The organism is Burkholderia sola (assembly GCF_905400185.1).
GTDB lineage: Bacteria > Pseudomonadota > Gammaproteobacteria > Burkholderiales > Burkholderiaceae > Burkholderia > Burkholderia sola.
Map to the genome: position 1 here is coordinate 567,295 of NZ_FR989676.1, position 25,259 is coordinate 592,553.

The following is a 25,259-nucleotide window of genomic DNA, read 5'->3' on the forward strand; positions in this document are numbered from 1 at the left end:
GCGCGTCGACTTGTCACGGCGACGAGCGAGGCTATGCCTTTACCGCCGTGTTCGAACGCGTGGAGGTTGGCCGTGGTCGTGCGGCGCAACAGGTGTGACTCCGTGTGCCGATCGCGCTCACTTCGTTTTGCCCGCACGCCGCCAACACAGCATGCGCGGTCAGCCGCATCACGATGCGCTACACCGGCAGCGCATGCGTCGAAAGAATCTCCTTGAGTACCATGAACGAGCGCACCTGTCGCGACAAGGTCCGGCTCGGCGAATTCGAGCCGGGGTCGAAGGTGCTGTATGCGCATCTCGGCGGCGTGCCGGCGTTGAGCGCGTATAGCGAGATTTTCCGGAACGGGTGACCGGATTGACATGAAACGCCGGCGTGCCACGAGTCGCGCGCCGGCGCGTTGATCACGGCAATCGCCCCGCTCACCGTTGCTGCGGCTCCCTCTACGCGCCCGCCGTCCCGCACGCCATTTCTTCGGCTGCCACAATCCCGCCCTTCTTCGCCCGCCGCGCTCCGCTTGTTGCGATCCGTCCACCTCGACGACCCGGCATCGCACGTCTTTCTAAAGTCAAGTCCGACTCCGTCATTCGTTCATTCGGACAGAAATTCCACTGATTCGTACTCGTACTAATCCATTCCCCTGGAATTTAGTAGGCGTTCTATATAAATCAGGCCCCTGCTTCCTGAAAATTGACCCCATCGAGTCGGCCGCAACGTTTCGCAAGCATTCGCCCTTCATGGCGCCAAGCTCGAAAAGATCCGTCGCAACTCATCAGGCCGACCGGCACCACCGCAGCAGCGCCTCCTTCCCCGATGCATTTCCCATGCAGTGGAAACAGCGGTCACGCTCCGCTCCGGCCGAGCGTGCGATATCGCGTCGCAATCGGGACAACGGGCGTCCATCTCAATCAGAACGGCAGCAGGAGGGTATATGGATACTTCATTCGAACCACGGCACGCACATGCAGCGCGTGCCGCAGGCGGCCTGATCGCGCGCATTGCCGACGTCGCACTGATTTCGTTCGGCGCGCTGGCCGCCGCGCTCGTGTTGCCTGGCACGAACGTCGACCGTTCGTCCGAACTGGCCGCCGTCGCCTGCGCGGCGACCTTCGCGCTGATGCTGTTTCCCGCACTCCGGCTCTACCACGCACCGGCCCGCCCCGCCAGGCACCGCACCGCACTGCTCATCGCGTTCGCGTGGCTGATCGCGCAGGCCGGCGCGGCGCTCGTGATGCGGGCGCTCGCGCCGACCCTCGCCATTCCGCTGCCCTGGTACCTGCTCTGGACCGCAACGAGCGGCATCGCGCTCGTCGCGTCGCGCGTCGTCGCCGGCACGACGCTCGAACGGATCGGCAGCCCGCAGGAAAGCGATCGCCTCGTCGCGATCGTCGGCTCCGGCGCCCATCGCGACGCCGTGCTCGACCGCATCGCCAGTGTGCCGTCGGCCGGATTCCGCGCGGCGGCGATGTTCGATATCGCCCGCGCCGATACGACGAGCCCGGGCGGCATGCCGCGCTTCCGTGATCTCGATACGTTCGCACAGCATGTCCGCACGCACGCGATTCCCGAAGTCTGGCTCGCGCTGCCGATCGGCGAGGCGCGCATCGTGATGGCCGTGCTCGATGCATTCCGCGACGATCTCGTCAACATCCGCTTCATGCCGGACGTCAGCAAGCTCGCGATGTTCGACGGCGAAATGATCGACCTCGTCGGTGCACCGGCGATCAACCTGGTCGCGTCGCCGCTGTCGTCGCGCGCGCTGCTGCACAAGGCGATCTTCGATCGCGTGTTCGCGGCCACCGTCCTCGTCGGCATGGCGCCGCTGCTGCTCGCGATCGCGGCAGCAGTCCGGCTGTCGTCGCACGGCCCCGTCCTGTTCCGCCAGCAACGCAAGGGCGCGGACGGCCAGGCGTTCACGATCTTCAAGTTCCGCACGATGCGGCTGCACGACACGGGCAGTGAAGTGCACCAGGCGACGCGCGACGATCCGCGCATCACACGGGTCGGCGCGTTCCTGCGCCGCACGAGCCTCGACGAGCTGCCGCAGTTCCTCAACGTGCTGCGCGGCGAGATGTCGGTCGTCGGCCCGCGCCCGCACGCGCTCGAGCACGACGACCTCTACCGGAAGATCGTCGACGGCTATATCCACCGCTACCGCGTCAAGCCGGGCATCACCGGGTGGGCGCAGATCAACGGCCTGCGCGGCGAGACCGATCGCGTGGAAAAGATGCAGCGCCGCGTCGAAGCCGATCTCCACTACCTGCGCAACTGGTCGTTCGCCCTCGACATGCGCATCGTCCTGGCCACCGCCCTGCGCGGCTGGTCCCACCGCAACGCGTACTGATACGCACGCGGCACCGCCACCGCGCGTCGCCGCATCACGATAAGGATGACTGATGACTTCCGCCACGATCGAGCGGGCCGGATCCGCACGTCCCTACCGCATGCGCACGCTGCTGGCCGCAGCGGTCAGCGTCGCGCTCTCGGCCTGTGCATTCTCACCCGGCATGCAGATGAGCGCACCGCCCCCCGCCGCCGACGGCCAGCCTGCCGGACACGCGAACACCGGCGGGAGCGTTCCGTTCCGGATCACGACGATCGACGCCAGCCTGATTCGCCAACTCGACGCACAGGCCGCGCAGCAACAGCACCTGCCATCCGACCGGCTGGCAGCCGCGCCCGGCGCTTATCGCCTCGGCCCCGGCGACGTGCTGCAGATCACCGTCTGGGATCACCCCGAACTCGCCGCCGCGCAAGGCGCCGCGCAGCAGAACGCGCCGCGCGCGGCCGACCCGGTCGCGGGCTTCGTCGTCGATTCGCACGGCAACCTGGCGTTCCCGTTCGCCGGCAGCGTGCCGGTCGCGGGTCTCACGGCCGACGCCGCGCAGGCACGCATCGCCGCCGCGCTGTCGCGCGTCTATCGCAATCCGCAAGTCACGCTGCGCGTTGCGTCGTTCCGCTCGCAGCAGGTCTATATCGACGGCGAAGTCCGCACGCCGGGTGCGCAGCCCGTCAACGACGTGCCGATGACGCTCTACGAAGCGCTCGGCCGCGCGGGCGGGCTCGGCACGGCCGCCGACCAGAGCCGCATGACGCTCGTGCGCGACGGCGTGTCCTATCCGCTCGACCTGACGCGCATGCTGCGCGACGGCCGCAATCCCGCCGACGTCGTGCTGGCCGCCGGCGACCTGCTGCACGTGCCGGCACGCAGCGACTACGGCGTGTACGTGATGGGCGAAGTGAACAAGCCGTCGCTCGCGGTACCGCTGCGCGACGGCCGGCTGACGCTGTCCGACGCGCTGTCGCAGGCCGGCAGCGTGAACGCCAATACCGCCGACGCCGCGCAGATGTTCGTGATCCGCGGCTCGCAGACGAGCGATCCGCAGGTGTTCCACCTCGACGCGCGCTCCCCCGTGTCGATGGTGCTCGCCAACGAGTTCGCGCTGCAGCCGAAGGACATCGTCTACGTCGACGGCAACGGCCTGGTGCGCTTCAGCCGCGTGCTGAGCCTGCTGCTGCCCGGCGTCAGCACCAGCGCCGCCGCGGCGCTCGCCGTCAAATGAGCGCCATCGCCACGCTGCTCGTCGTGTGCGTCGGCAACGTCTGCCGCAGCCCGATGGCGCAGGCGCTGCTCGGCGCGCGCCTGCCCGGCGTCGACGTGCAGTCGGCCGGGATCGGCGCGCTCGACGGCCAGCCGGCCGACCCGCACGCCATCGACCTGATGCGCGCGCGCGGCCTCGACCTCGCCACGCACCGCGCGCGCCAGGTGTCGTCACGGCACGCCGCACGCGCCGACCTGATCCTGACGATGGACCTGGAGCAGAAGCGCTGGCTCGAGCGCCGCCACCCGTTCCTGTGCGGCCGCGTGTTCCGCCTCGGCGGCACCGGTCAGGGCTTCGACGTGCCCGACCCGTATCTCGGCCCGCGCGCGTCGTTCGAACACAGCCTGCGGCTCATCGAGCGCGGTGTCGACGCGTGGTGCGTGCGCATCGCGCCGGCCGCCTCCCCCTCCACCCCGCTTTCCGGACCGAATCGATGACCTCTCCTGTTTCCCGCGAGCGATCGCACGATCGCGGCGCCGAGCTCGACCTCGCCGGCGTCGTCGACGTGCTCGTGTCCCAACGCTGGCTGATCGCGCTGGCAACCGCCGCCTGCGTCGGCGCCGGCACGCTGTACGCATTTCTCGCCCCGCCGCAATACCAGGCCGACATCCTGCTCCAGGTCGAGGACAGCGGCGACCCAGCCGCCGCGAACAGCATGCTCGGCGACGTGTCGTCGCTGTTCGACATCAAGTCGAGCGCCGCGGCCGAAGCGCAGATTCTCGCGTCGCGGCTCGTCGTCACGCGTGCCGTCGACGAGCTGCGCAGCTACATCGTCGTGCAGCCGAAGCGCTTTCCGCTGGTCGGCGATTTCGTGTCGCGTTTCAACACCGGCCTCGCGCACCCCGGCCTCCTCGGGTTCGGCGGTTATGCGTGGGGCGAGGAAGCGATCGCGGTCGCGCGCTTCGACGTGCCCCGGCCGCTCGAAGGCGAGCGCTTCGAGCTGACGCTGCTCGACGGCCAGCGCTACCGGCTGACCGGGCCCGCGCTGCCGTCGGCCGTCACCGGCCGCATCGGGCACGTGGAAACCTTCCCGACCGCGAGCGGCCCGATCGCGATCGACGTCGCGCGCGTCGATGCGAACCCGGCCACCCGCTTCACGCTCGTGCGCGAATCGCGCGCCGAGACGATCGACACGCTGCGGCGCGGCCTCGACGTCCAGGAAAAGATCAAGCAGTCGGGCGTGATCGTCGCGACGCTGCGCGGCCCCGATCCGCAACGGATCCAGGCGCAGCTTCAGGCAGTCGCGAACCACTACGTGCGCCAGCACATCGAGCGCAAGTCCGCCGACGCGGCGCAATCGCTCGCGTTCCTCAACGCGCAGCTGCCGGTGCTCAAGCGCCAGTTGCAGGACGCCGAGCAGCGCTACACCGACATGCGCAACGCGAACGGCACGATCGACCTGACCGAGGAAGCGAAGCTGATCCTGCAGCAGACGGCCGACGCGACCACGCGCCGCCTCGAGCTGCAGCAAAAGCGCGACGAGATGGCCGCGCGCTTCGCGCCGGGCCACCCCGACATGGTCGCGCTCGACGCGCAGATCGCCACGCTCGGCCGCGAGCAGCGCGGCTTCGAGCATCAGGTGCGACGGCTGCCCGACCTGCAGCAGAACGCCGTGCGGCTGATGCTCGACGTGAAGGTCGACACCGATCTCTATACGGCGCTGCTCGCGAACACGCAGCAGCTCGAGCTGGTCAAGGCCGGCAAGACCGGCAGCGTGCGGCTCGTCGATACGGCGATCGTGCCCGAGGATCCCGTACGCCCGAAGCGACCCGTCGTGATCGCGGCGGCCGCGCTGATCGGGCTCGCACTCGGCATCGCGCTCGCCTTTGCGCGCGACTTCCTGTTCGGCGGCGTCCGTCACGCGGACGAGATCGAGCGTCATCTCGACATCGACGTCTACGCGACGATTCCCGATTCGGCGGCCCAGCGGCAGATGGCGCGGCGCATCGCGCAGCACGCGCCGGGGCCGAACCTGCTGAGCGCGCGGCACCCGCACGATCCGGCCGTGGAAAGCCTGCGGAGCCTGCGCACCGCGCTGCGCTTCGCGATGCAGGGCGCACGCAACAATGTACTGCTGCTGACCGGCCCGGCGCCGGGTGCGGGCAAGTCGTTCGTCGCGGCGAATTTCGCGGCGCTGCTCGCGGCCAACGGCGAGCGCGTGCTGCTCGTCGACGGCGACCTGCGCAAGGGTCATCTGCATGAATCGCTCGGTGTCCCGCGCGAGCGCGGCTTCGCCGAGCTGCTGTCGGGCACGGCCGCGCCAGCCGACGTGACCTGCCGCGACGTGGTGCCGCGCCTCGATTTCATCCCGACCGGCGCGGTGCCCGAGTATCCGTCCGAGCTGCTTGCCGACGAACGCGTCGCCGCGCTGCTCGACGTGCTGTCGGCCTGCTACGACGTCGTCGTGATCGATGCGGCGCCGATTCTCGCGGTGACCGACGCGGTCACGCTCGGCCGCCACGCCGGCACCGTGCTGCTCACGGCACGTGCCGCCACGACACGCGTCGCCGAACTGGACGAAGCCATGCGGCGCCTCGCGCACAACGGTATCGCCGCGAGCGGCGTGCTGCTCAACGGCGTCGATCCGCACATCGGCCGGTACAGCTCGCGCTACGGCGCCTATCGCTATACGCAGTACCGTTACGCACCGCCGCGTTGCGGCCTGGCATCGTCGATCGGCCGCACGCTGCGCGCGCTCGTGTCCCGCCGCCGGGGAGAGCCGCGATGAGCGATGCCCGTCACCTCGAACGCGTCGCGATACGCGATGCCGCGCCGGCGGACGTTTCCGCCACGACCGAATTGGGCTCCCGGCAAGCCCCGGCCCGCGCGGCGCGCCTGCGGATCGCGCTCGTCGTCGAAGCCGCGGGCGGCGGCGTGGCCGTCCATCTCGCCGACCTGATCGACGGACTCGCCGCAATCGACGGCATCGAACTGCACCTGATCGTGCCGCACGGCCCGCGTTTCGACACAACGATCCTCGATGCGCGCGTGCTGTCACGCTGTGCAAGCGTGCATGCGGTGCCGATGCAGCGCGCGGTCGGCTGGCGCGACGCGCTCGCGGTCGCCCACGTCTATCGCCACCTGCTGCGCATCCGTCCCGACATCGTGCACAGCCACAGCTCGAAAGCCGGCGCGATCGCACGCCTGTGCCCGGGGCCGTGGCGGCAGGTGTACACGCCGCACGCGGTCTATACGCTGAACCCGACGCTGGGTACCCGCCAGCGCCGGTTCTACGGCACCATCGAGCGGCTGCTCGGCCGCCTGTGCACGCACCGGATCGTCGCCGTCTCGCGCGACGAGGCGCAACACCTGAACGAAGCGCTCGGCATTCCGGCCGCGCGCGTCGACACGATCGTCAACGGCGTCCGACCGCCCGCCCTGATGCCGCGCGAGGCGGCACGACACGCACTCGGCGTCGCGCGCGACGCCCTCGTCGTTGGTTTCGTCGGGCGCTTCGATCATCAGAAAGGCATCGACCGTCTCGTGCGGATTGCGCGCGGCGTGTATCGCCAATGCGGCCGTACCGTGCAGATCGTCGCGATCGGGTCCGGCGACTTCGTCACGGCGGCCGGCAACGAGGCCGACGATCTTCCGCCGAATCTTCACGTCGTCGGCCGCGTGAACCACGCGAGCCGCTATTTCTCCGCGTTCGACCTGTTCGCGTTGCCGAGCCGCTACGAAGGCTTTCCCTACGTGTGTCTCGAAGCGATGGCCGCGCATGTGCCGATCGTCGCCACGCGGGTATCCGGCGCGACCGAGCTGATCGACACGCATGGCATCGGCGTCGTGGTGCCGAACGAAGACGACACGACGCGCTTCGCCCGCGCGATCGTCGCGCTTGCCAACGATCCGGCCGCACGCGACGCGATGCGAGCGAACTGCGCGGCGGCCCTCGGTCAATTCTCGGCCGAGACGATGGTCGCGCACACGCTCGACCTCTATCACACCCTTTCCAGACGAGGCCCGGCATGACGCCCCCCATTCACGTCGCGCTGCTGCACGCGTACAGCGCCCGCAATTCCGGTGACGGCCTGCTGGTCGACCTGTCCGTCGGCCTGCTCCGGGAGGCCTTCGGCGATGCCGTCCGCGTGTCGATCGTCGCGGCCGATCCGGCTTCGTTTCCGGCGTACGACGACGTATGCGCGGCGCCCGTGCTCGCGGAGCGCGGCACGAACCGGCTGATCGGCGCCGCCACCGCCGCGCTGCCCGTTCGAATCAACGGCAGGTTGAAAGCACTGCGCCGCCTGCTCGACGAAGTCGACCTGATCGTCGGCGTCGGTGGCGGCTATCTGCGCGCGCGCACGGCCATCGAAGCGCTCAAGCTCGAAGCCGGCCACCTGCTGCAAATGCGGGTTGCGCTTGCCTCCGGCAAGCCCGCCGTCTATCTGCCGCAAAGCATCGGCCCGGTGCTGTCCTCACGCGCCGTCGCCATGCATCTGCAGTCGCTGCTCGGCGCGTTCGATTCGGTGTTCGTGCGCGACGACCGCTCCGCCGCCTTCCTCGCCGCGAATCCGAATACGCGGCGCGTGCCGGATCTGGCGGTGCTCGACTTCGGGTATCGCAGCGAGACCATCCTTCGGCAAACCCCGCCGAACAGCGACACCGCGCGCCATGTTGCATTCGTGCTGCGCCGCGCACCCGCGTGGAGCGCGAAACGACGCGCGCGCTACGACGCATCGATCGCGCGGCTGATCGAGCAGGTGCGCGCAACGTGCCGGGTCAGCTTTGCCGTGCAAAGCACGGGGCGCGGCAACGACGATCCCGCGTACTACCGCAGCCTCGGCATCCGGGAACCGCTGACGCCGCTCAAGACGCTTCTCGAAACCGACCGGCCGGACGTCACGGTATCGGTTCGCCTGCACGGCGCGCTGGAATCGATCCTGCACGGCGTACCCGCCTTCCACGTCAGCTACGAGCGCAAGGGCTTCGGTGCGTATGCGAACATGAAGCTCGACGACTGGGTCATCAACGGCGCGGATTTCGATCCGGCACGCGTCTGCCGGACGATCCTCGCACCTGGCGCAGCTGCGGCGTTCCGGAACGCCGCGCAGGGCGGCTTTGCGAGCATCCGTGCCGCACGCGCACGCGTGATCGACGCACTGCGTGCGGCCCGTCGTGCGGATTCCGACATCGAAACAAAAGTCGAAGCCGACGAGGCCATGCCATGCTGACGCGCCTGCTCCTGCGCAGCCTGGCGCTCGGCCTGAAATTCACGCTCGCGATCATCGTCGCGCGTACGCTCGGCTTCGACGCGGTCGCCGCGTACGGGCTCGCGGTCGCCGCCGCCGTGATCGCATCGAAACTGCTCGGCCTCGGCTTCAGTCCCGAACTCAACCGGCGGCTCAGCGAACCCGATCCGCTGCCCGCGTTCGGCGCGATGCGCACCCTCTGCGTCGCGTACGGCGGCCTCTACTTGACGCTCGTCGCGACGCTCGCCGTGGCGACCGCCAACGGTGACGCGGCCCTGCTCGCCCGCGTCGGCCTGTCGACGCGGCTCGCGTGGTGCGTGCTGCTCGTCGCGCTCTCCGAGCATGCGGCATTCGAGGCGAACGGCTGGCTGTTCTCGCTGCATCGACCTCGCGCCGGCTCGCTGCTGCTGTTCGTCCGCACCGGCGCATGGGCCGGCGTCGCGGGAGCGGGGTTGCTCGTCGGCGCCCTGCATTCGATCGAATCGGTTTTCGCGCTGTGGTTCGCGGCCAATACGTGCGTCGTCGTGCTTTCGTGGCGGCGTATCGGCGCGGTTGCACGCCAGGCGCACGACCGCCCGCAGGCGACGCGCGCACCGGCCGTGCGCGAGCGCGGTGTCCTGTCGATCTGGCGGCACGGGTTGCCGTTCTACGTGGCCGGCATCGTCCTCGCGTCATTGCAATACGCGGAGCGGTTCATCGGCGGCGGCCACCTGAGCGCCGATGCGCTCGGCCGGTACGTATTCGCGTGGTCGATCGCCAACGCGATCCAGGCGCTCGCCTTCTCGACCGTCGTCGTGACGGCCGGCCCGCGCTTCGTGCGCGTGCTGTCCGACGCACCGGGCACGTTCCCCCGGCTCGCCGTGCGCGCGACGGTGGCCAGCGTGGCCGTCACCTCGATCGCGGGGGCCGCGGTCCTTGCGCTGCATCGTGACCTGTTCGCGTTTGCGCACGAGCCCGCGGGCACCGGGCAGGTCGCATTGCTCGCCACACTGCTCGTGTCGTTCGTGCTGCGCGGCGCGGCGGACGTGCTGTGGACGGCCGCGATCGCGCTGCGTGCCGGCTGCGCCGCGATGTTGTCGATGATCGCGCTCGCGCTGACGTACCTGCCGCTCGCATGGAGCCTGATCGTTCACGCTGGTGCGATGGGGGCGGCCATCGCCCATCTGGCGGCAAGCGCCGGCATCGTCGCCACGCTGGCGCTGATCGTCGCGCGCACCGGCCGGTCCCGTGCGGCCGCACGCACGGAGGCCGCCCCGCATGCTGCGTAACCTGATTGCCGGTGGCCCGGCACTGAGCCGCGGCGTGACGCGCGCCGTCGGCGCGATGATCGTATTCGTCTACTGGATCGTCTACGCAAAGGCCGGCACGTTCCTGCCCGAGTTCGTGTTCCGCGACGCGGAGAAGATCCAGAGCCAGATCGGCGGCGGCAGCACCTACGAGGGCACGTCGTTCGATGCGGTCGCGAAGTTCTATGCGCTGCTCGGCCCGGCCGGCACGTCGCTGTTCGTTGCCGCGATCGGCACGGCGTTCATCTGGCGGATCGTCGGCGAAGGCCGCCGCGTCGGGTCGCTGGCCGCGACCGTCGTACTGCTGGCGCCGTGTGTGTTCTTCAACCTGTTCGTCGCAAGCAAGGACACGCTCGTCGTGCTGATCGCGCTCGTGCTGGCCAGCATCGCGCGGCGTCGCCCGGCCGCCTGGACCTTCGTGGCCGTCGTTGCGCTCTACGCCGGCTACGCGGCCGTCGTGCGCAGCTACTTCGCGCTGATTCTCGCGGTCGCGCTGGCCGCGCTCCTGTTCCGGCACCTGTCATGGCGCGGCAAGACCTTGCTGCTCGGCACTGCCGCGATCGCGCTGTTCCTGCTGCCGCCGGACGTGTACTACCTGCTCCAGCATCCCCGCGACATGGCAGCCGACTATCTCGCCTACGGTTCGCCGTTCGGCGCGCGCACGAGTTTCTACAACCCGGTCGCGCCCGATTCGTTCGTCGCCTTTTGCGCGAACTATGCGTACGCGGTGCTGCGGTTGAATCTGCCGCTGCTGTTCGACGTGGGCCCCAAGGAAGTCGCGATGCAGCTGTTCGTGTGGATCGCGCTGGCCGCCGTGTGGCGTCGTGCACGGCATCGCACGCATCCGGCCCGCGACCTGCTCGCCTGCGTCGTCATCGGTCACGTCGCCGTATCGATGCTGTTCGAACCCGATCTCGGCAGCTATACACGCCACCTGTCCAGCGTCGCCTTGCTGTGCGCGCTTCAGTTCGCGGGATTCGAACCGCGTGCCGGTCGACGCCGGCCAAAGCGCGATGCCGCGACGAACGGCACGCCGACTCCCGCCCGCCTGCCGCACAAGGACATCACCCGCTAAACCCGACATGCAAACCTTCCCCGTCCAGACCGGCATCTTCCGGAACCTCCAGTGTGCACGCGCCTTCGCGGCGCTCGCCGTCGTCGGCTATCACATGGGCACGCTTCCGTTCGGGCAGGCCGGCGTCGATATCTTCTTCGTCATCAGCGGGTTCATCATGTCCGTCGTCGCGCCGCGCGAGGGGCACGCCTTCCTGCGCAGGCGCCTGATCCGGATCGTGCCGCTCTACTGGCTGACCACGCTGGGCGTGTTCGCGATCGCGGTCGTGAAGCCCCAATGGCTGAATTCGACGACGGCCGGCCTCGACTATCTCGTCAAGTCGCTGCTTTTCGTGCCATACGTGAAGGAGAACGGCCATTGGGGGCCGCTGAACCTCAACGGCTGGACGCTCGAATACGAGATGCTGTTCTATCTCGTCATCGCCGGATCGATGTGGTTCGTCCGCGCCCGCCATGCAACGACGTTCGCGGCGCTCGCGCTTGCGCTGTTCTGCGCGTACGTGGCCGCCGGCGGCCCGGCAGGCGAAGTCGCCGCCCATCTCGGTCAGCCGTTCGTGCTCGAATTCGGGCTTGGGGTACTCGCCTGCCGCCTGCTGGAAACCGGCATCGCCGGGCGACTTCCGCGCTTCGCGTGGCTCGCGGCATCCGTAGCGGCGCTCGCGGCGATACCGCTCGCCGCCACCCTGTCCGGCACGCCGACCGGCTTTGAACGTGTCGTCTGGTGGGGCGTGCCGGCCTGCATGCTGATCGTCGCCGCGGTCGCGCTCGACCTGCGGGGCTGGACGATCGGGAACGCGATGCTCGCCCGCCTCGGCGATGCGAGCTATTCGATCTATTTGCTGCATCCGTACGTGATCGGTGCAGCGAACAAGATCGTCGGGGTGCGCCTCGACGCCGGCACGTGGTCGGGCACAGCGGCTGCGCTCGCGACGCTGGCCGCTGTCTGCGCATGCGGCTGTGCCTGCCATGCGTGGATCGAGCGGCCGATACTTGCTGTCTTGAAGCACCGGTTGTCGCGGAAGCGCCGTGCAGCAGCGTCTTGAGCACGGACGCGATTGAATCGAAGAATCTGACAAGAATGAATGATGGAAACAAGTCGCTCGTACTTGTTCCATATTCATTGAGGGAACCATTTCGTAACATCGTCGGCAATCCAAACGGCCGGAGCGGAAGACCACGCTTCGGCCCAAAGGCGCAACCGTTCGAGGTCGAAAATCCATTTCATCCGTTCTCTCGACGCCGTGCCCGGGACGCCCCCGATGCCGGCGCAAGTACCCGCTCTTCCTCCCGCCACGCCAGCGGCCATGCCCGGTGCCTGGCCGTCCTGCCGCCCCGATCCTACCGTCCGAAAGCGCTCCCGCCCGTTCCGCATCGCGTGCCTGACCGGTCTCGCGCTGTCGTTTCACGGTCTCGCGCATGCACAAGTCCAAGTCCCCAATGCGGGACAGTCGCTACGCGACGTCGAGACGCTCCGCCCGGCGCTGCCCGCTCCGGCCGCGCCCGATCTCGCGATGCCTGCGCCAAGCGAAGCGCCCTCGCCTGCTGCGGCTGGCGGCCCACGCATTCCGGTCAGCGCATTCGCCGTTGAAGGCAATGCGGCCATTCCCGCCGCACAGCTCGACCCGCTGCTCGCCGATCTCGTCGGCCGCGACCTGAGCTTCGGCGATCTGCAGCAGGCCGCCAACCGGATCACGACGTACTACCGCGAACACGGCTACGTCCTCGCCCGCGCGTATCTTCCCCGCCAGGACATCGAACACGGTGTCGTGCGCATCGCTGTCGTCGAAGGCCGCTACGGACAGATCGAATTGCACAACCGCACACGCGTGCTCGACCGCGCGCTGCGGCAGCCGCTTGCGTCGCTTCAGCCCGGTGAGATTGCGCACGGCAACCGCCTCGAGCGCAGCCTCATGCTGCTGAACGAGATGCCCGGCGTCGATGCGAAGGGCACGCTGCGGCCCGGCGCCGAACCCGGCACGACCGATCTCGTGATCGATGCCGAACCCGGCCGCTTCGCCACCGGCTCGATCGAACTCGACAACTTCGGCGATCCGCTGACCGGCCGCTACCGCGCGACCGGCAGCGTCGACGTCAATGCGCCGCTGCGCGTCGGCGATCGCTTCTCGCTGCGCGGACTGACGAGCAATACGAATCAGCGCTATTACCGCACGTCGTATCAACTGCCCGTCGGCCCCGCATCGACGCGCGTCGGCGTCGCGTATTCCGACATGAACTACCGGATCGGCGGCAGCCTCAAGGACCTCCGCTACCACGGCGGCGCCGACGTTCGCTCCGCGTTCGTCACGCAGCCGCTGCTGCGCAGCAGGCGCACGAGCCTCGACGCGCAGGTCATCTACGAAAACAAGCATTTGCGCGACGTGTACGGCGCGTTCGACGTGGTCAACGACAAGACCGTCGACCTGTGGTCGTTCGGCGTAAGCGGCAACCATCAGGACACCCTCGGCGGCGGCGGCCGGACCGGCTTCTCCGCCACGCTCGGCATCGGCCACCTGAGCGGCAACGATCCGCTCGACATGGACTACTACGTCCATACCCAAGGCCAGTTCGCGAAGCTGAATGTCAGCGCGCTGCGGCTGCAGGCGCTCGGCGCGCGATTCCAGCTCTACACCCAATTCAGCGCGCAGCTGTCGTCGCGCAATCTCGACGCATCGGAAAAATTCAGCCTCGGCGGCCCGTACGGCGTGCGTGCATTCGCACTCGGCGCCGGCAGCGGCGATCAGGGCTGGCAGGCCACGGCCGAACTGCGCTATCTCGTCGCGCCCGGCTGGCAACTGAGCGCGTTCGCCGACACGGGCCGCATCCAGCTCAGCAAGCAGCGATGGTCCCGCGAGCGCAACACCGTGCCGCTGTCGTCGCTCGGCATCGGCGCGAGCTGGTTCGGCGCGCGCCATCAAATCAATCTCACCGCCGCGCTGCCGGTCGGTTACGCCGATCCGGTCGCGTCGGCCACGCGGTCGCCGAGCGTCTGGTTGCAAGCCGCCCAGTATTTCTGAGCGGTACACGACAAGCGGCCCGCCAGGCAGGAGCGAGCCGCAAGTAGCACGGGCGGCCCCGTCGCCCGCATCGTCGAAAGCGTGCGTCCTGCATGCCTTCGGCCTTTCCCGTTTCGTTAGGTATACGTATCGATACGAAGCGAACACCCTGTACCTTTCCATAGGAACAACAATCTCATGAACAAGACCTACGCATTGGTCTGGAACCAGACCCAGGGATGCTGGAGCGCAGTCGGGGAAACCGCGCGCCGCCGCGCCAAGCCCGGCAGCGCCAAGCGCGCCGCCGCCGTCCTCTCCCTGCTTGGCTTCACCGCGATGCCCGCCTTCGCACTGCCCACCGGCGAGAACATCACCGCCGGCAAGGCCGACATCATTCGCGAAAACGACGGCAAGTCGATGTCCATCAACCAGCACACCGACAAGCTCATCACCAACTGGAACGACTTCAGCATCGCCGGCAACGAGCGCGTCGCGTTCCATCAACCCGGCAAGCAGTCGATCGCGCTGAACCGCGTGGTCGGCAACAACGGCAGCCAGATTCAGGGCCAGCTCGACGCCAACGGCAAGGTCTTCCTCGTCAACCCCAACGGCGTGCTGTTCGGCTCCGGCGCGCAGATCAACGTCGGCGGCCTCGTCGCGTCCACCCAGAACATCGCCGACGCCGACTTCCTCGCCGGCAACTATCGCTTCTCCGGTCACTCCACCGCGTCGATCGTCAACGACGGCCACATCACCGCCGCCGACGGCGGCAGCGTCGCGCTGCTCGGCGCGCGCGTGTCCAACAACGGCGTGATCCAGGCGAAGATGGGCCGCGTCGCGCTCGGCGCCGGCAACGCGTTCAAGGTCAACTTCGACGGCAACGACCTGCTCAGCCTGCAGGTCGAGGGCGGTGCGGTCGACGCGCAGGCCACCAACGGCGGTTTGCTGAAAGCCGACGGCGGCGAAGTGCTGATGACCGCGCACGCGGCCGGCAACCTGCTGAACGCCGTGGTCAACAACACCGGCACGATCGAAGCGAAGGGCCTCGCCAACCGCGCCGGCAAGATCACGCTCGACGGCGGCACCGTCAAGGTCGCTGGCAAGCTCGATACGAGCGCGGCCGAAGCCGGCGCACCGGCCGGCTCCGTCATCACGCGCGGCGAACAGGTTCGCGTCGCACGCGACACCACAGTCGACACGCGCGCCGGCGACACCGCCGGCACCTGGACCGTCGAAGCCGCCAACGCGGGCGTCGCACGCAACCAGGCCGACAGCCTCTATCCGGACGGCGCGTCGATCGACGCCGACACGCTGTCGCTCAACCTCGGCACCACCAACGTCGCACTGACCAACACGCAAGGCGACCTGACGGTTAGCGGCCCGGTCGCCTGGAACAGCGATCGCTCGCTCACGCTGACCTCGCAGAAGGGCAACGTCGATCTGCAGCAGGCGCTGTCCGCCACTGGCGCCAACGCCAGCCTGAACGTCAATGCCGCCGACAAGATCCGTATCAACGAAGCAGTCAAGCTCACCGGCCGCAACGCGCACCTCGAGCTCAACGCGAAGAACGGTCATACGCTGAACGACAAAGCCGTCGTGACGCTGTCCGGCGACAACGCGTCGTTCCGCGCGAACGGCGAGGACTACAAGGTATTGCATACCGTTGCCGACCTGCGCAGCATCGATGCGAACCTGGGCGGCCGCTACGTGATCGGCAACACGATCGACGGCGCGAACGCGAGCTTCCGCAGCATCGGCGGCGACCGCGCGTTCCACGGCGTGTTCGACGGCCTCGGCAACACGATCAGCCGGCTGTCGATCACCAACACCGGCCCGAACATCGGCCTGTTCGGGCAAAGCAGCGGCACGCTCGCGAACCTGACGCTCGATTCGCTCGTCGTCGACGGCACCTCGGCCGCCCGCGCTGCGTTCGTCGGCGGCCTCGTCGGCGACAATCTGGGTGGACGCATCACCAACGTCACCGCGAAAAACATGAGCGTGTCGTACAACGGCAGGGACACGGTCCAGATGGGCGGCCTCGTCGGCCGGAACGTCGGGACCATCGATCGCGCGCGCTTCGCCGGGCGCGTATCCGGCAGCAACAACGCGTTCATCGTGGGTGGGCTGGTCGGCTCCAACGTCGGCACGATCGCCGACAGCGAAGCCTTCGCCGACGTCACGCTCGCCGGCCGCCCCGGCATCCCGCTCGACCAGCAGTTCAACCCTGACGTGCAGAGTGCCGGCGGGCTCGTCGGGATGAACGGCGGCCGCATCGTTCGCTCGTCGAGCGGCGGGCGCGTGTCCGGTCGCGACAACACAAGCACCGGCGGCTTCGTCGGCGTCAACTACGGCACGATTCGCGACGCGTCGACCTCCGCCACGGTCACGGCAGGCAAAGGCGGGTATGTCGGCGGCTTCGTCGGCAAGAACCGCGACGGCGGCACGATCGCGAACGCGTCCGCCTCCGGCTCGGTCACGGCCGCCGGTGCGAAGGCGATCGGCGGCTTCATCGGCGAAAACGCGCGCGGCACGCTGGACGACGTGCGCTCGACCGGTGACGTGACCGACCTCGCGAGCGGCCATGTCGGCGGCCTGGCCGGCGCGAACCGCGGCACGATCCGCAACGCGCACGCCACGGCCACGGTGAAGGCCGGCCGCAACAGCCACGTGGGCGGGCTCGTCGGTACCAACGACGGCACCGTGTCGAACGCGCGCGCCGAAGGCAAGGCAAGCGCAGGAGATGGGAGCGACGTTGGCGGGCTCGTGGGCCTGAACACGGGGCTGCTGGACACCGTGCAGGCCGCCGTCGACGTGACGGCCGGCAACGGTAGCCGTGCCGGCGGACTGGTGGGCGCGAACCGCGGCAACAAGGCGATCGTGCGTCATGCGTCGGCGTCGGGCAATGCTGCGGCGGACGACTCGAACGTCGGCGGCCTGGCGGGCCTGAACGACAAGGACGCCCTCATCGAGGATGCATCGTCCACCGGCACGATTGCGGGCACCCGTTCGAACCTGGGCGGCCTGGTCGGTGAAAACGCCGGCACGATCCGGGCCTCGACGTCGAGCAGCCGTCTGAACCTGGTGTCGCCGGTCTACGGTCCGTTTTACTGGGGCCGACTGGTGGGGTTCAATACGGAGAGCGGCCACATCGAAACCAGCTCGGCCAGCGGCCCGGGCCAGCCCTATTCGACGGTCGGCATGAGTTTCGGCAAGATCGACGGACGGTGGCAGTACGGTCCCGTCGACTGATAATGGTGCGTTGAAACCGTAGGGTTTGGCGTGACGGCCCCCGCTCGTTTCAAAAGTGGGGGGCGGAAAAATCAATGGCCGGCGGCTTCGACGAAACTGCCGGCCATCTCGTTTCCGGTCCGGGCCATTCGAAACCGGCCCGCCACCTTACTGGTAGCTCATCGTAAAGGTCGCCACGGCATTTGCAGTGCCGACCTTTACGATGAGTTATCAGTCGTGCGGCCACGCGCGGGCTTCGGCCAGACCTGGCCTGAGCGCCGAACGGCTGCGCCCCGGAGTCAACGCTCGAGATGCCGTTCGATCTCGCTGCGGAACGCAACCCAGTGAGCCCGGAGCGCCTCGGCTCCGCCCTCGTTCACGATACGCTCCATGGCTGCGCAGGCGTCGCGCGCTTCGGTATTGTCGGCAAGCGCGAAGCCGCCCCGCATCGAGTGCAGCTCGATCCTGACAGGAACGGCGTCGCCGCGCGGCAGCGCCTCGTCAATCGCCGCGAGCGAGCGCAGCGTCGCAGCCCGCAATTTCTCGCGGATTTCGTCGGTCATCACCGGCGGCGTTCGACCGCTGAAATCGGCCGGACGAGCGCCGGTCTCCGCCGCACCACGCCCCCCGTGCCGACGCAACACCGCCTCGAGCGCATCGATCGACAACGGCTTGAGCACGACTTCCACCGCCCCCACCTGCACGCAGCGGCGCCGGTCCTCGTCGGTCGCATGCGCGGTCATCGCGATCACCGGCACGGTCGCACCCTGCTCGCGCAGGAAATTCGCGAGCGCGAAGCCGTCGAGTTCGGGCATGCCGAGATCGGTCAGCACCACGTCGAACGGCTGCTGGAAGTACGCACGCATCGCCTCGACGCCATTCGCGACGAGCGTGGCGTCGCAATGCAGCGCATCCAGCTGATCGCGCAGCAGCGTGCGGCTCGCAGGATGATCCTCCGCCACGAGCACGCGCAGCGGGGTCTCGTCGTCCGCAAGGATCGGCAGCGGCGGCGCCCCGGGTTCCGGCTCGTCGAACGCGGCCCGCCACCCGTGCGGCGCGTCGGACAGCGGCAGCGACGCCGTGAACGTCGTGCCCGAGCCTGGCCGGCTCGCGACGGTCAGATCGCCCTGCATCAGCCGCACGAGACGCCGGCAAAGCGGCAGCCCGAGCCCCGTGCCGCCGAAGCGCCGGTAGATCGACGGATCGGTCTGAACGTACACATCGAACAACGTCGGCAGGCCTTCCGGAGGAATGCCGATCCCGGTATCGCGCACCGCGATCTCGACGCCGCGCCGGTCGCCCGATGCGCCGGCCAAGCGCGCATCGATCGTCACGCTGCCGTGCTCGGTAAACTTGATCGCGTTGCTGACGAGATTCGACACGATCTGACGCAGGCGGCTCGGGTCGCCGACGTAGCCGTCGGCCAGTTCCGGCGCGATCCGGCATTCGAGCGCGAGATGCTTCGCGTCCGCGAGCGGGCGGAAGATCGCCGCGACGTCGTGCAGAACGGCACGCACATCGAACGGAACCGCTTCCAGCGCCATCTGGTTGGATTCGACCTTGGACAGATCGAGCACGTCGTTGATCACGCGCAGCAACGCATCCGACGACGACATGACCGTCTGCAGCCGGCGCTGCTCCATCGACGGCAGCGTGGCGCGCGCCATCAGCTCGAGGTTGCCGACGATCGCGTTCAGCGGCGTGCGAATCTCGTGGCTCATCGTCGCGAGGAACGTCGATTTCGCCTTGTTCGCATCATCCGCCGCCATGCGCGCTTCCTTCAGTTTGTCTTCCGTCAGCTTGCGGGCGGTGACGTCGGTCAAGGTGCACAGCAACACATCGACGCCACGGAACCGGGTTCGCACGACCTGTGCCGCCAGATAGACCGTGTCGTGATCCGGGTGCTCGATCGCCAGTTCGTGCTGCATGACGCCGCGCCGGGCGCTGCTGCCCGCGTGGCGCTCGCGGTAGGCCTGCCAGATGCGCTTGCCGAGCGACAGCCCGGGCACGCCGCGGTCGTATGCGAGCACCGCATCGTTGCGCAGCATCGTCTCGCCGTCCGCCACCGACAGCAGCAGCAACCCGGCCGGCGCGTGGCGGATCAGCGTCCGGTTGAATGCCTCGCTCTCGATCAGGCGGATCGCGCGCCGGTTCGCCGGACGCAGCGCGCGGCGATCGAACAGCACGATCGTCGACCAGAGCAGCACGATGCCGAACAGCGCGGCGCCGAGCGTGACGCTCAAGCTGACGAGGGTTGCCGTCAATACGCTGCGCCACGAGAAAGTCGTCATCACGACGAGGCTGGACCCGGGCAAGCGATCGTAGACGATGAAGCGCGCGCCGCGCCGTCGCACGGCCACGTTTTCGCCTAACGGTTCGCGCGCGTCGCGCAGCGCGCGCTCGATCATCGCCGGGTCGCGCTCGCGCCCGAAGACGATGTTCCCGCGCGCGTCGACGACCGCGACGTCCTCATCGTCGGAACGCGGCACCATCGCATCGTCGACCCGGTACGCCCCGTTGACGACGAGCCATCCGAACGGCCGTCCGGCCGCGTCGTCGAGCCGACGCGCGAACCGCACGACGTCCCGTCCGGACAACGGGTCGAAACGGCGATCGAGCATGACCAGCCGGCTCTGAATGAACGCCTTCTGTTTCGCGACCCCGGTCGGCATCGTCCGGGCAATCAGCGCCGTCAGATCGATGCCCGGCCCGAGCGAACGGGCGCGTGCGACGAGCCCCGGCCCCACGACGGCGAGAAACCGGCCATCGAGCCCGATCAGGTAGCCACCGAACGGTTCGGTGTCGGATGTAAGCGCAGAGGGTTGCGTCGGGACCAACCGGTCGTCCTTCCGGAACAGGCCGAGCAACGCACCGAGATAGCCAGCATACGATGCGGCGGGGCGATCCGGCGTGATTTCCGCCAAGGCGAGCAGCGTCTCGCCACCCGCGCCGTTGCTTGCGCCCAGCACACCGCCCGCCGCCGAGAATTGTGTCAGCGCGTCGGGCGACGGCCGTGCGCCCTGATTCCAGAGCTGCTCGATCCGGCTCCCGTAGGTCGCCAGCACCATGTCGGCCGCCTGCATGCTCCCGAAGAACTGCGCTTCCCGGTACAGGAAAGTCGAGCGCGCCTGCGCGCGATAGTCCTGCACGTCGAGCCGCACGACAAGCGCGGCGCAAATCAGAATGAACAGCGTGACCGCGATCCCGCCGCCATACAGCAGGAACTGCTGCTGACGGCGCACCCGGCCGGGATCGAACGGCTTGCGGCCGGCATGGGCGACCTGGCTGGCGAATCGCTTCAGTTTGGCGGGCATCGACTATCGCGTGCCGAAACGTGTGCCGGCAGCCGTTGCTCGCCGCCGGAACCGACACGGGATCGCGCATCGCATGCCGCTATTCGCCGTGCGCCGGCGCGTCGGCGCCGGGCATGTCCGGGAGCTTGCCTTCACTGGCGTAGCGGATCAGGTCGGCATCGCGCACGATGCCGAGCTTCTTCATCGCGCTCGACTTCTGCGAACTGATCGTCTGCTTGCTGCGGTGAAGCTGAACGGCGATCTCACCCACCGTCAGGCCGGCCCCGTAAAGTCGCACGACTTCGATCTCGCGGGCCGTCAGCACCCGTGTGCCCGACGACGACTCGGTGCCCTCCAGCAATTGCTTGACGAACGGAGACAGATAATTCGCGCCGACGTAAGCGGCGTGTACCGCGCCGACCAGATGCGAAATCGCGTCGGATTTGCTGAGGATGCATCCGACACCCTGCCGCTGAATCGCATGCAGCACGCTCGGGTTGTCGATCATCGTGATCGTCACGAGATGAAGCGCGGGATAGCGGCGCTGCAAAAACGACAGCAACGCGAGACCGTCGCCATACTTGCCGCCGGGCATCACGTAGTCGACGACGAGCACGTCGCTCTGCTGCTCGTCGAGCATCGCCACCAGGTCGGTCGAATTCGAGACAGTACCGAGCAGCCTGATCGTGCTGCTGCCCGCGAGTGCCTGCGACATCCCGAGTGCGGACGATGGATGATCGTCTGCCACCATCACTCGCACAAAAAATTCATCCATCTCTATTCTTCTCCCGATACACGCGGCCCGACGTGCCATGTTGTGCGACGCGCCGGGATTCGAATCCATCTCGCAACACGATCGCGTTGCGGTGTTCAGCGAACCGGGCGGTGCGCAGCGTAATTTTAAGATAATAGGCGGGTTCTGCGTTGCCTCAATGCGACGGAGTGCGACCGGGAGCACCGGCGTGCGGCCACGCACAGCGGCCGGGGCTCGACGCAATAGTCGCCTCGCCATCCGCCGTGACCGGGCACGGCCTTGCCGCGGCAGACCCTTTCGGCGATCCGCCGCCCATGCACGCCCAATCGACGGCGCCCCAACGCCGTCGATCCGTTCTGCCCTGCGGGGTGGCCCGAGCCGCAGCCTGTCTATCGTTTGTCCACTGACTTGCCCGGTTCATCCGCTCCATCGCCCGCGGCGTGCTGCCACTCGGTGATGGCCCGCCGCTTCTGCGACGGCGACATCATCATGAATTCGTTCAGCTTCGTGAGGAAATCCCGTCTGGATTTCTCCGGCAACGTCGCGAATCCAAGCAGCAGCCCGAACACCTTTCCTATATAGCGCACGGCCTTACCCTTCCTTCTTCAGTCGAAATCACGCGGCACCGGCACGATGCCGCGTGTCTGCCTTCCCTGTTTGACGCCGGCGGTCTGCGCTGCCTTCGCGTGTCGTTTTCTTATCGTCCCGGCCAATCCACCGTTGCGGCCATCGCATCCGATGCCCGTCGCCTGTCTGCCGCTTCGGCGGGCGCGCCCGTCCCGCGCCGCCGCGCGATGCGCGCCAGACTGCGGCGCAGGTCCGCCAGCGTCACGGGCTTGGTCAACACGCATTCGACGTTCGATACCGCATAACGCCTTGCGTCGTCCGGCCCCAGGTGCGATACCACGGCGATCATGTCGCACGGCAGCGCGCGCGCATGGACGACCTCCGCCAGTTCACGGGCCGGCATGTCGGGCAGGTCGGCGCCGAGCAGCAGCACCTCCCATGCACCGTTCGCCAGCGTATCGAGCGCCGCCGCGCCGGACGACACGCAGCGGACCGTATGGCCAAGCACGTCGAGCTGTTCGCGGAAGATCGAGCCGTTGACCGACGTATCGTCGGCAACCAGCACCCTCAGCCCGCGCGCATCGGATGCCGGCACCGCCGGCACCGCCCGCCGGCCGGCATCCGCAGCGCCACGCGTCCCGCGCCGCGATTCCGCCGTCGCGACCCGCGCCTGCCCGATCGCCGTGCGCAGCCCGCTCAGCGAATAGCTCGACACGCGAATCGTGCGGCCCGCAACGTCCGGCTGCAGCGGGCCGTCTGGGGTGGCCAGCACGATCGGCGTACCCCCTCCGAGGCTGTCGAGCTCGTCGCGCCGCCATCGATCGGAATCGCCGAAGAGCACGATCGCGTGAGCACGCGCGAGGCACCCGGCGGCCATTCCGATCGGACTCGGATGCATCGCGACATCGAAACCCCATGCGCGCAGATGGGGAAACGCGAACGTGCGCCACGCATCCTCCGGCGACACGACGATCAGCGTCTGCCCGGCGCCCGCGCCGACCGGACATTTCGGCGCAATGGCCATGCGCAACGGCAGGCGAACGGTAAACAGGCTGCCGACGCGCGGTGCGCTGTCGACCGAAATCGTCCCGCCCATCGCCGCGACCAGCCGATCGCACAGCGCGAGCCCGAGCCCCGTGCCGCCGTAGCGCCGCGTGATCGACGCGTCGACCTGCGAAAACGGCTTGAACAGCCTCGCCTGCTGCGCGGGATCGATCCCGATGCCCGTATCCTCGATGCCGATCGCGAGCTCGGGCGCGCCGCGCGCGTTGCGTCCCACCGCCACGCGCGCGACGACGCGCCCTTCGCTCGTGAACTTGATCGCGTTGCTCAACAGGTTGCCGACCACCTGTGCGAGCCGCGTCGGATCGCCGCGCATGCGCTGCGCGTCGCTCGCATCGATATCGGCAAACAGCGGTAACCCTTTCGCCTTCGTCACGGACGCGAACGCGGCCAGTTGGCGCTCCATCACGGCGATCACGTCGAACTCGATCGACTCGACCGACATCGCACCGGCCTCGATCTTCGAGAAATCGAGGATATCGCTGACGATCGCGAGCAGGCCCTCGGCCGATGCGCGCAGCGTCTGTACGCGACTCTGCTGCGAGGCATCGAGCGCCGTGCGCTCGAGCAGCTCGAGGTTGCCGAGGATCACATTCAGCGGTGTGCGGATCTCATGGCTCGTCGCGGCGAGAAACGACGACTTGGCTGCATTCGCCGAATCGGCCGCGCGCACGGCTTCCTCGAGCTGATGCACGAGCCGGCGCTGGGCGGACGTATCGGCGAAGGCCGCGATCATCACGTCCTCGCCCTGGTAACGGGCGCCGTGCGCAATGACCTCCAGATGCAGCGGCGAGGCGCCGTGCGCGTCGAGCACGAGTTCGGTCATCATCGTCCTGCCCGCCCCGCCGTCCGCGACGAACACCTCGTATTGCGCGAGGACCTGCGCGGTCAGCGCCTGCGGATTGCCACCGTACGGCACGAGCATCTGCGCCAGCACGTCGCTCGCCAGGATCACGCGGCGATCGGACAGCGACACGAGCCCGATGCCGACCGGCGCCATCCCGATCACGCTGCGGCACAGATCCTCGCTGTCGAACACGCGGGCCGAGCGCGCGTAGACGGGCACGAGCACGCGCCGGTAGAAACGCATGAGCAACAGCCACATCACCGCGATCGCCAGCAGCGATGCCGCGACGAGCGCACCGGCCTGCACGCCGATCGCGGCCGCGACGTCGGCCCACGACAGCATATAGGCGATCGTCCAGCCGGTCGCGCCGAGCGGACCGCGGAACACGATCGTGCCGTCGCGGAACATCGCCTCGGCCGGCGCCGCGAGCCCGTGCGCGACGTCCAGCTCGAGCAGACGCGCATCGAGCGCCTGCGTGCGCTCGACGGCGGGATCGACCGTGATGAGCCGGTTGTCGGCGGCCGTGATGAAGAACACGCCGGTCGCATGACGATCCTGCAGCCACGACAGCAGATACTCGGGCGCATACTCGGTCACGAGCACCGCGAACGGCCGGCCGTCGGCACGCGCCTCCGCGGCGATCCGGATGCGGGCCTGCCCAGTCACCGGGTTGACGTACGGCGGCAGCCAGTGCACGTGCGGCCGACCGTCCGCACCGAGTTCGGGCGTGTGTGTGAAGTCGATGCGCAATGCGTCGAGCACGTGCGCGCGCGCATCGGCGGTAGCCAGCGCCGGATTGTCGCGCGACAGATGCGGCACGAGACCGAACAGTCCCGTGCGGGTGCTGTAGTGGTACCCCTCCAACGTGCGCCCGCGATTGAGCGAACTCGCCGCGCAGATGCGCGACAGCATGAACGACAGCGCGAGATAGCGCGCCACCTCGTCGCGCTGCGCCGTCTGGCCCGGTACACCGACCACCAGCGACGGATACGGCTTGATCGCGAGCTGCTCGCCGTTGGCGAAGAATCCGTCCACGACGTCGGCCGGTGCGGGGTCCAGCTCGCGCCATATCAGCTGCGTATTCGCGACGCCGTTGCGGAACGACGTCTCGCTCACCTGAATCTCGTCGACGGTTTCCTCGACGCCGTTCAGAAAATTGCGCCGCTCGCCGTCCAGGTAGCCGTAGACGATCGAAACGATCCCGAGCCCGCAGGCGACGAGGATCAGGATCGTCACGACAATGGCGCCGCCGAACATCGAAATGCTCTGATAGCGGCGAATGGACTGAAGCGTGCTGTACGGCATAGCCTGGCGCGACGACGCGTCGGGTTCCGCGGTCGAGCGGATGCTCGGCCCGAACGGACGT

The 25,259-nt window shown here is 68.4% G+C and carries 15 protein-coding genes and 2 pseudogenes; 12 read left to right on the forward strand and 5 right to left on the reverse strand.

Going from position 1 to position 25,259, the window contains the following annotated elements; translation table 11 throughout:
- Positions 1-178: 178 nt before the first annotated feature.
- Positions 179-241: pseudogene (locus KR541_RS36740) on the reverse strand (Lrp/AsnC family transcriptional regulator); the annotation flags it as partial.
- 1 nt (position 242) lies between these two features.
- Here KR541_RS36740 and KR541_RS19050 point away from each other — a divergent pair.
- From KR541_RS19050 to KR541_RS19105, 12 genes and pseudogenes are all read left to right on the forward strand, one after another.
- Positions 243-350 (forward strand): annotated as a pseudogene (locus tag KR541_RS19050) (1-aminocyclopropane-1-carboxylate deaminase); the annotation flags it as partial.
- Between the two features lie 579 nt (positions 351-929).
- Positions 930-2,342 (forward strand): undecaprenyl-phosphate glucose phosphotransferase, encoded by a 1,413-nt coding sequence (locus KR541_RS19055; protein WP_089488958.1) that lies wholly within the window; start codon positions 930-932, stop codon positions 2,340-2,342.
- Positions 2,343-2,394: 52 nt separating this feature from the next.
- On the forward strand, positions 2,395-3,561 hold the full coding sequence (locus KR541_RS19060) for a polysaccharide biosynthesis/export family protein (RefSeq protein WP_050018202.1): 1,167 nt from the start codon (positions 2,395-2,397) through the stop codon (positions 3,559-3,561).
- Positions 3,558-4,037 (forward strand): low molecular weight protein-tyrosine-phosphatase, encoded by a 480-nt coding sequence (locus KR541_RS19065; protein ID WP_213346574.1) that lies wholly within the window; start codon positions 3,558-3,560, stop codon positions 4,035-4,037. Before KR541_RS19060 ends, KR541_RS19065 begins: the two co-directional genes overlap by 4 nt.
- Positions 4,034-6,328 (forward strand): polysaccharide biosynthesis tyrosine autokinase, encoded by a 2,295-nt coding sequence (locus KR541_RS19070; protein WP_050018200.1) that lies wholly within the window; start codon positions 4,034-4,036, stop codon positions 6,326-6,328. Before KR541_RS19065 ends, KR541_RS19070 begins: the two co-directional genes overlap by 4 nt.
- A complete protein-coding gene (locus KR541_RS19075; protein ID WP_080334429.1) occupies positions 6,325-7,572 on the forward strand; it encodes a glycosyltransferase family 4 protein in 1,248 nt (415 codons plus the stop codon). The genes KR541_RS19070 and KR541_RS19075 overlap by 4 nt, the downstream gene beginning before the upstream one ends.
- On the forward strand, positions 7,569-8,771 hold the full coding sequence (locus KR541_RS19080; RefSeq protein WP_216089731.1) for a polysaccharide pyruvyl transferase family protein: 1,203 nt from the start codon (positions 7,569-7,571) through the stop codon (positions 8,769-8,771). The genes KR541_RS19075 and KR541_RS19080 overlap by 4 nt, the downstream gene beginning before the upstream one ends.
- Positions 8,765-10,057 carry a polysaccharide biosynthesis protein gene (locus KR541_RS19085; RefSeq protein WP_216089732.1) on the forward strand — a complete coding sequence of 431 codons (1,293 nt, stop codon included), beginning with the start codon at positions 8,765-8,767 and terminating at the stop codon, positions 10,055-10,057. The genes KR541_RS19080 and KR541_RS19085 overlap by 7 nt, the downstream gene beginning before the upstream one ends.
- Positions 10,047-11,150 (forward strand): hypothetical protein, encoded by a 1,104-nt coding sequence (locus KR541_RS19090; RefSeq protein ID WP_050018197.1) that lies wholly within the window; start codon positions 10,047-10,049, stop codon positions 11,148-11,150. The genes KR541_RS19085 and KR541_RS19090 overlap by 11 nt, the downstream gene beginning before the upstream one ends.
- A 7-nt stretch (positions 11,151-11,157) precedes the next feature.
- Positions 11,158-12,192 (forward strand): acyltransferase family protein, encoded by a 1,035-nt coding sequence (locus KR541_RS19095; protein WP_124631820.1) that lies wholly within the window; start codon positions 11,158-11,160, stop codon positions 12,190-12,192.
- Between the two features lie 468 nt (positions 12,193-12,660).
- On the forward strand, positions 12,661-14,163 hold the full coding sequence (locus tag KR541_RS19100; RefSeq protein ID WP_235356332.1) for a ShlB/FhaC/HecB family hemolysin secretion/activation protein: 1,503 nt from the start codon (positions 12,661-12,663) through the stop codon (positions 14,161-14,163).
- A gap of 177 nt (positions 14,164-14,340) precedes the next feature.
- On the forward strand, positions 14,341-17,391 hold the full coding sequence (locus KR541_RS19105) for a two-partner secretion domain-containing protein (protein WP_089488952.1): 3,051 nt from the start codon (positions 14,341-14,343) through the stop codon (positions 17,389-17,391).
- Positions 17,392-17,669: 278 nt separating this feature from the next.
- Here KR541_RS19105 and KR541_RS19110 read toward each other — a convergent pair whose 3' ends face one another.
- The 4 genes from KR541_RS19110 to KR541_RS19125 all read right to left on the reverse strand — a co-directional run bounded on the left by KR541_RS19110 (position 17,670) and on the right by KR541_RS19125 (position 25,198).
- Positions 17,670-20,684 (reverse strand): hybrid sensor histidine kinase/response regulator, encoded by a 3,015-nt coding sequence (locus KR541_RS19110; RefSeq protein ID WP_050018241.1) that lies wholly within the window; start codon positions 20,682-20,684, stop codon positions 17,670-17,672.
- A 79-nt stretch (positions 20,685-20,763) separates the two neighbouring features.
- Positions 20,764-21,438: a response regulator gene (locus KR541_RS19115; RefSeq protein ID WP_050018240.1), complete on the reverse strand. Its 675-nt coding sequence runs from the start codon at positions 21,436-21,438 to the stop codon at positions 20,764-20,766.
- Positions 21,439-21,806: 368 nt separating this feature from the next.
- Positions 21,807-21,995: a hypothetical protein gene (locus tag KR541_RS19120; protein WP_205781944.1), complete on the reverse strand. Its 189-nt coding sequence runs from the start codon at positions 21,993-21,995 to the stop codon at positions 21,807-21,809.
- 119 nt (positions 21,996-22,114) lie between these two features.
- On the reverse strand, positions 22,115-25,198 hold the full coding sequence (locus tag KR541_RS19125; protein WP_050018238.1) for an ATP-binding protein: 3,084 nt from the start codon (positions 25,196-25,198) through the stop codon (positions 22,115-22,117).
- Positions 25,199-25,259 lie beyond the last annotated feature (61 nt).

Coding starts and splice junctions, on each gene's coding strand:
- KR541_RS19055 (WP_089488958.1), top strand. CDS start 930: ATGGATACTTCATTCGAACCACGGCACGCACATGCAGCGCGTGCCGCA.
- KR541_RS19060 (WP_050018202.1), top strand. CDS start 2,395: ATGACTTCCGCCACGATCGAGCGGGCCGGATCCGCACGTCCCTACCGC.
- KR541_RS19065 (WP_213346574.1), top strand. CDS start 3,558: ATGAGCGCCATCGCCACGCTGCTCGTCGTGTGCGTCGGCAACGTCTGC.
- KR541_RS19070 (WP_050018200.1), top strand. CDS start 4,034: ATGACCTCTCCTGTTTCCCGCGAGCGATCGCACGATCGCGGCGCCGAG.
- KR541_RS19075 (WP_080334429.1), top strand. CDS start 6,325: ATGAGCGATGCCCGTCACCTCGAACGCGTCGCGATACGCGATGCCGCG.
- KR541_RS19080 (WP_216089731.1), top strand. CDS start 7,569: ATGACGCCCCCCATTCACGTCGCGCTGCTGCACGCGTACAGCGCCCGC.
- KR541_RS19085 (WP_216089732.1), top strand. CDS start 8,765: ATGCTGACGCGCCTGCTCCTGCGCAGCCTGGCGCTCGGCCTGAAATTC.
- KR541_RS19090 (WP_050018197.1), top strand. CDS start 10,047: ATGCTGCGTAACCTGATTGCCGGTGGCCCGGCACTGAGCCGCGGCGTG.
- KR541_RS19095 (WP_124631820.1), top strand. CDS start 11,158: ATGCAAACCTTCCCCGTCCAGACCGGCATCTTCCGGAACCTCCAGTGT.
- KR541_RS19100 (WP_235356332.1), top strand. CDS start 12,661: ATGCCTGCGCCAAGCGAAGCGCCCTCGCCTGCTGCGGCTGGCGGCCCA.
- KR541_RS19105 (WP_089488952.1), top strand. CDS start 14,341: ATGAACAAGACCTACGCATTGGTCTGGAACCAGACCCAGGGATGCTGG.
- KR541_RS19110 (WP_050018241.1), bottom strand. CDS start 20,684: ATGCCCGCCAAACTGAAGCGATTCGCCAGCCAGGTCGCCCATGCCGGC.
- KR541_RS19115 (WP_050018240.1), bottom strand. CDS start 21,438: ATGGATGAATTTTTTGTGCGAGTGATGGTGGCAGACGATCATCCATCG.
- KR541_RS19125 (WP_050018238.1), bottom strand. CDS start 25,198: ATGCCGTACAGCACGCTTCAGTCCATTCGCCGCTATCAGAGCATTTCG.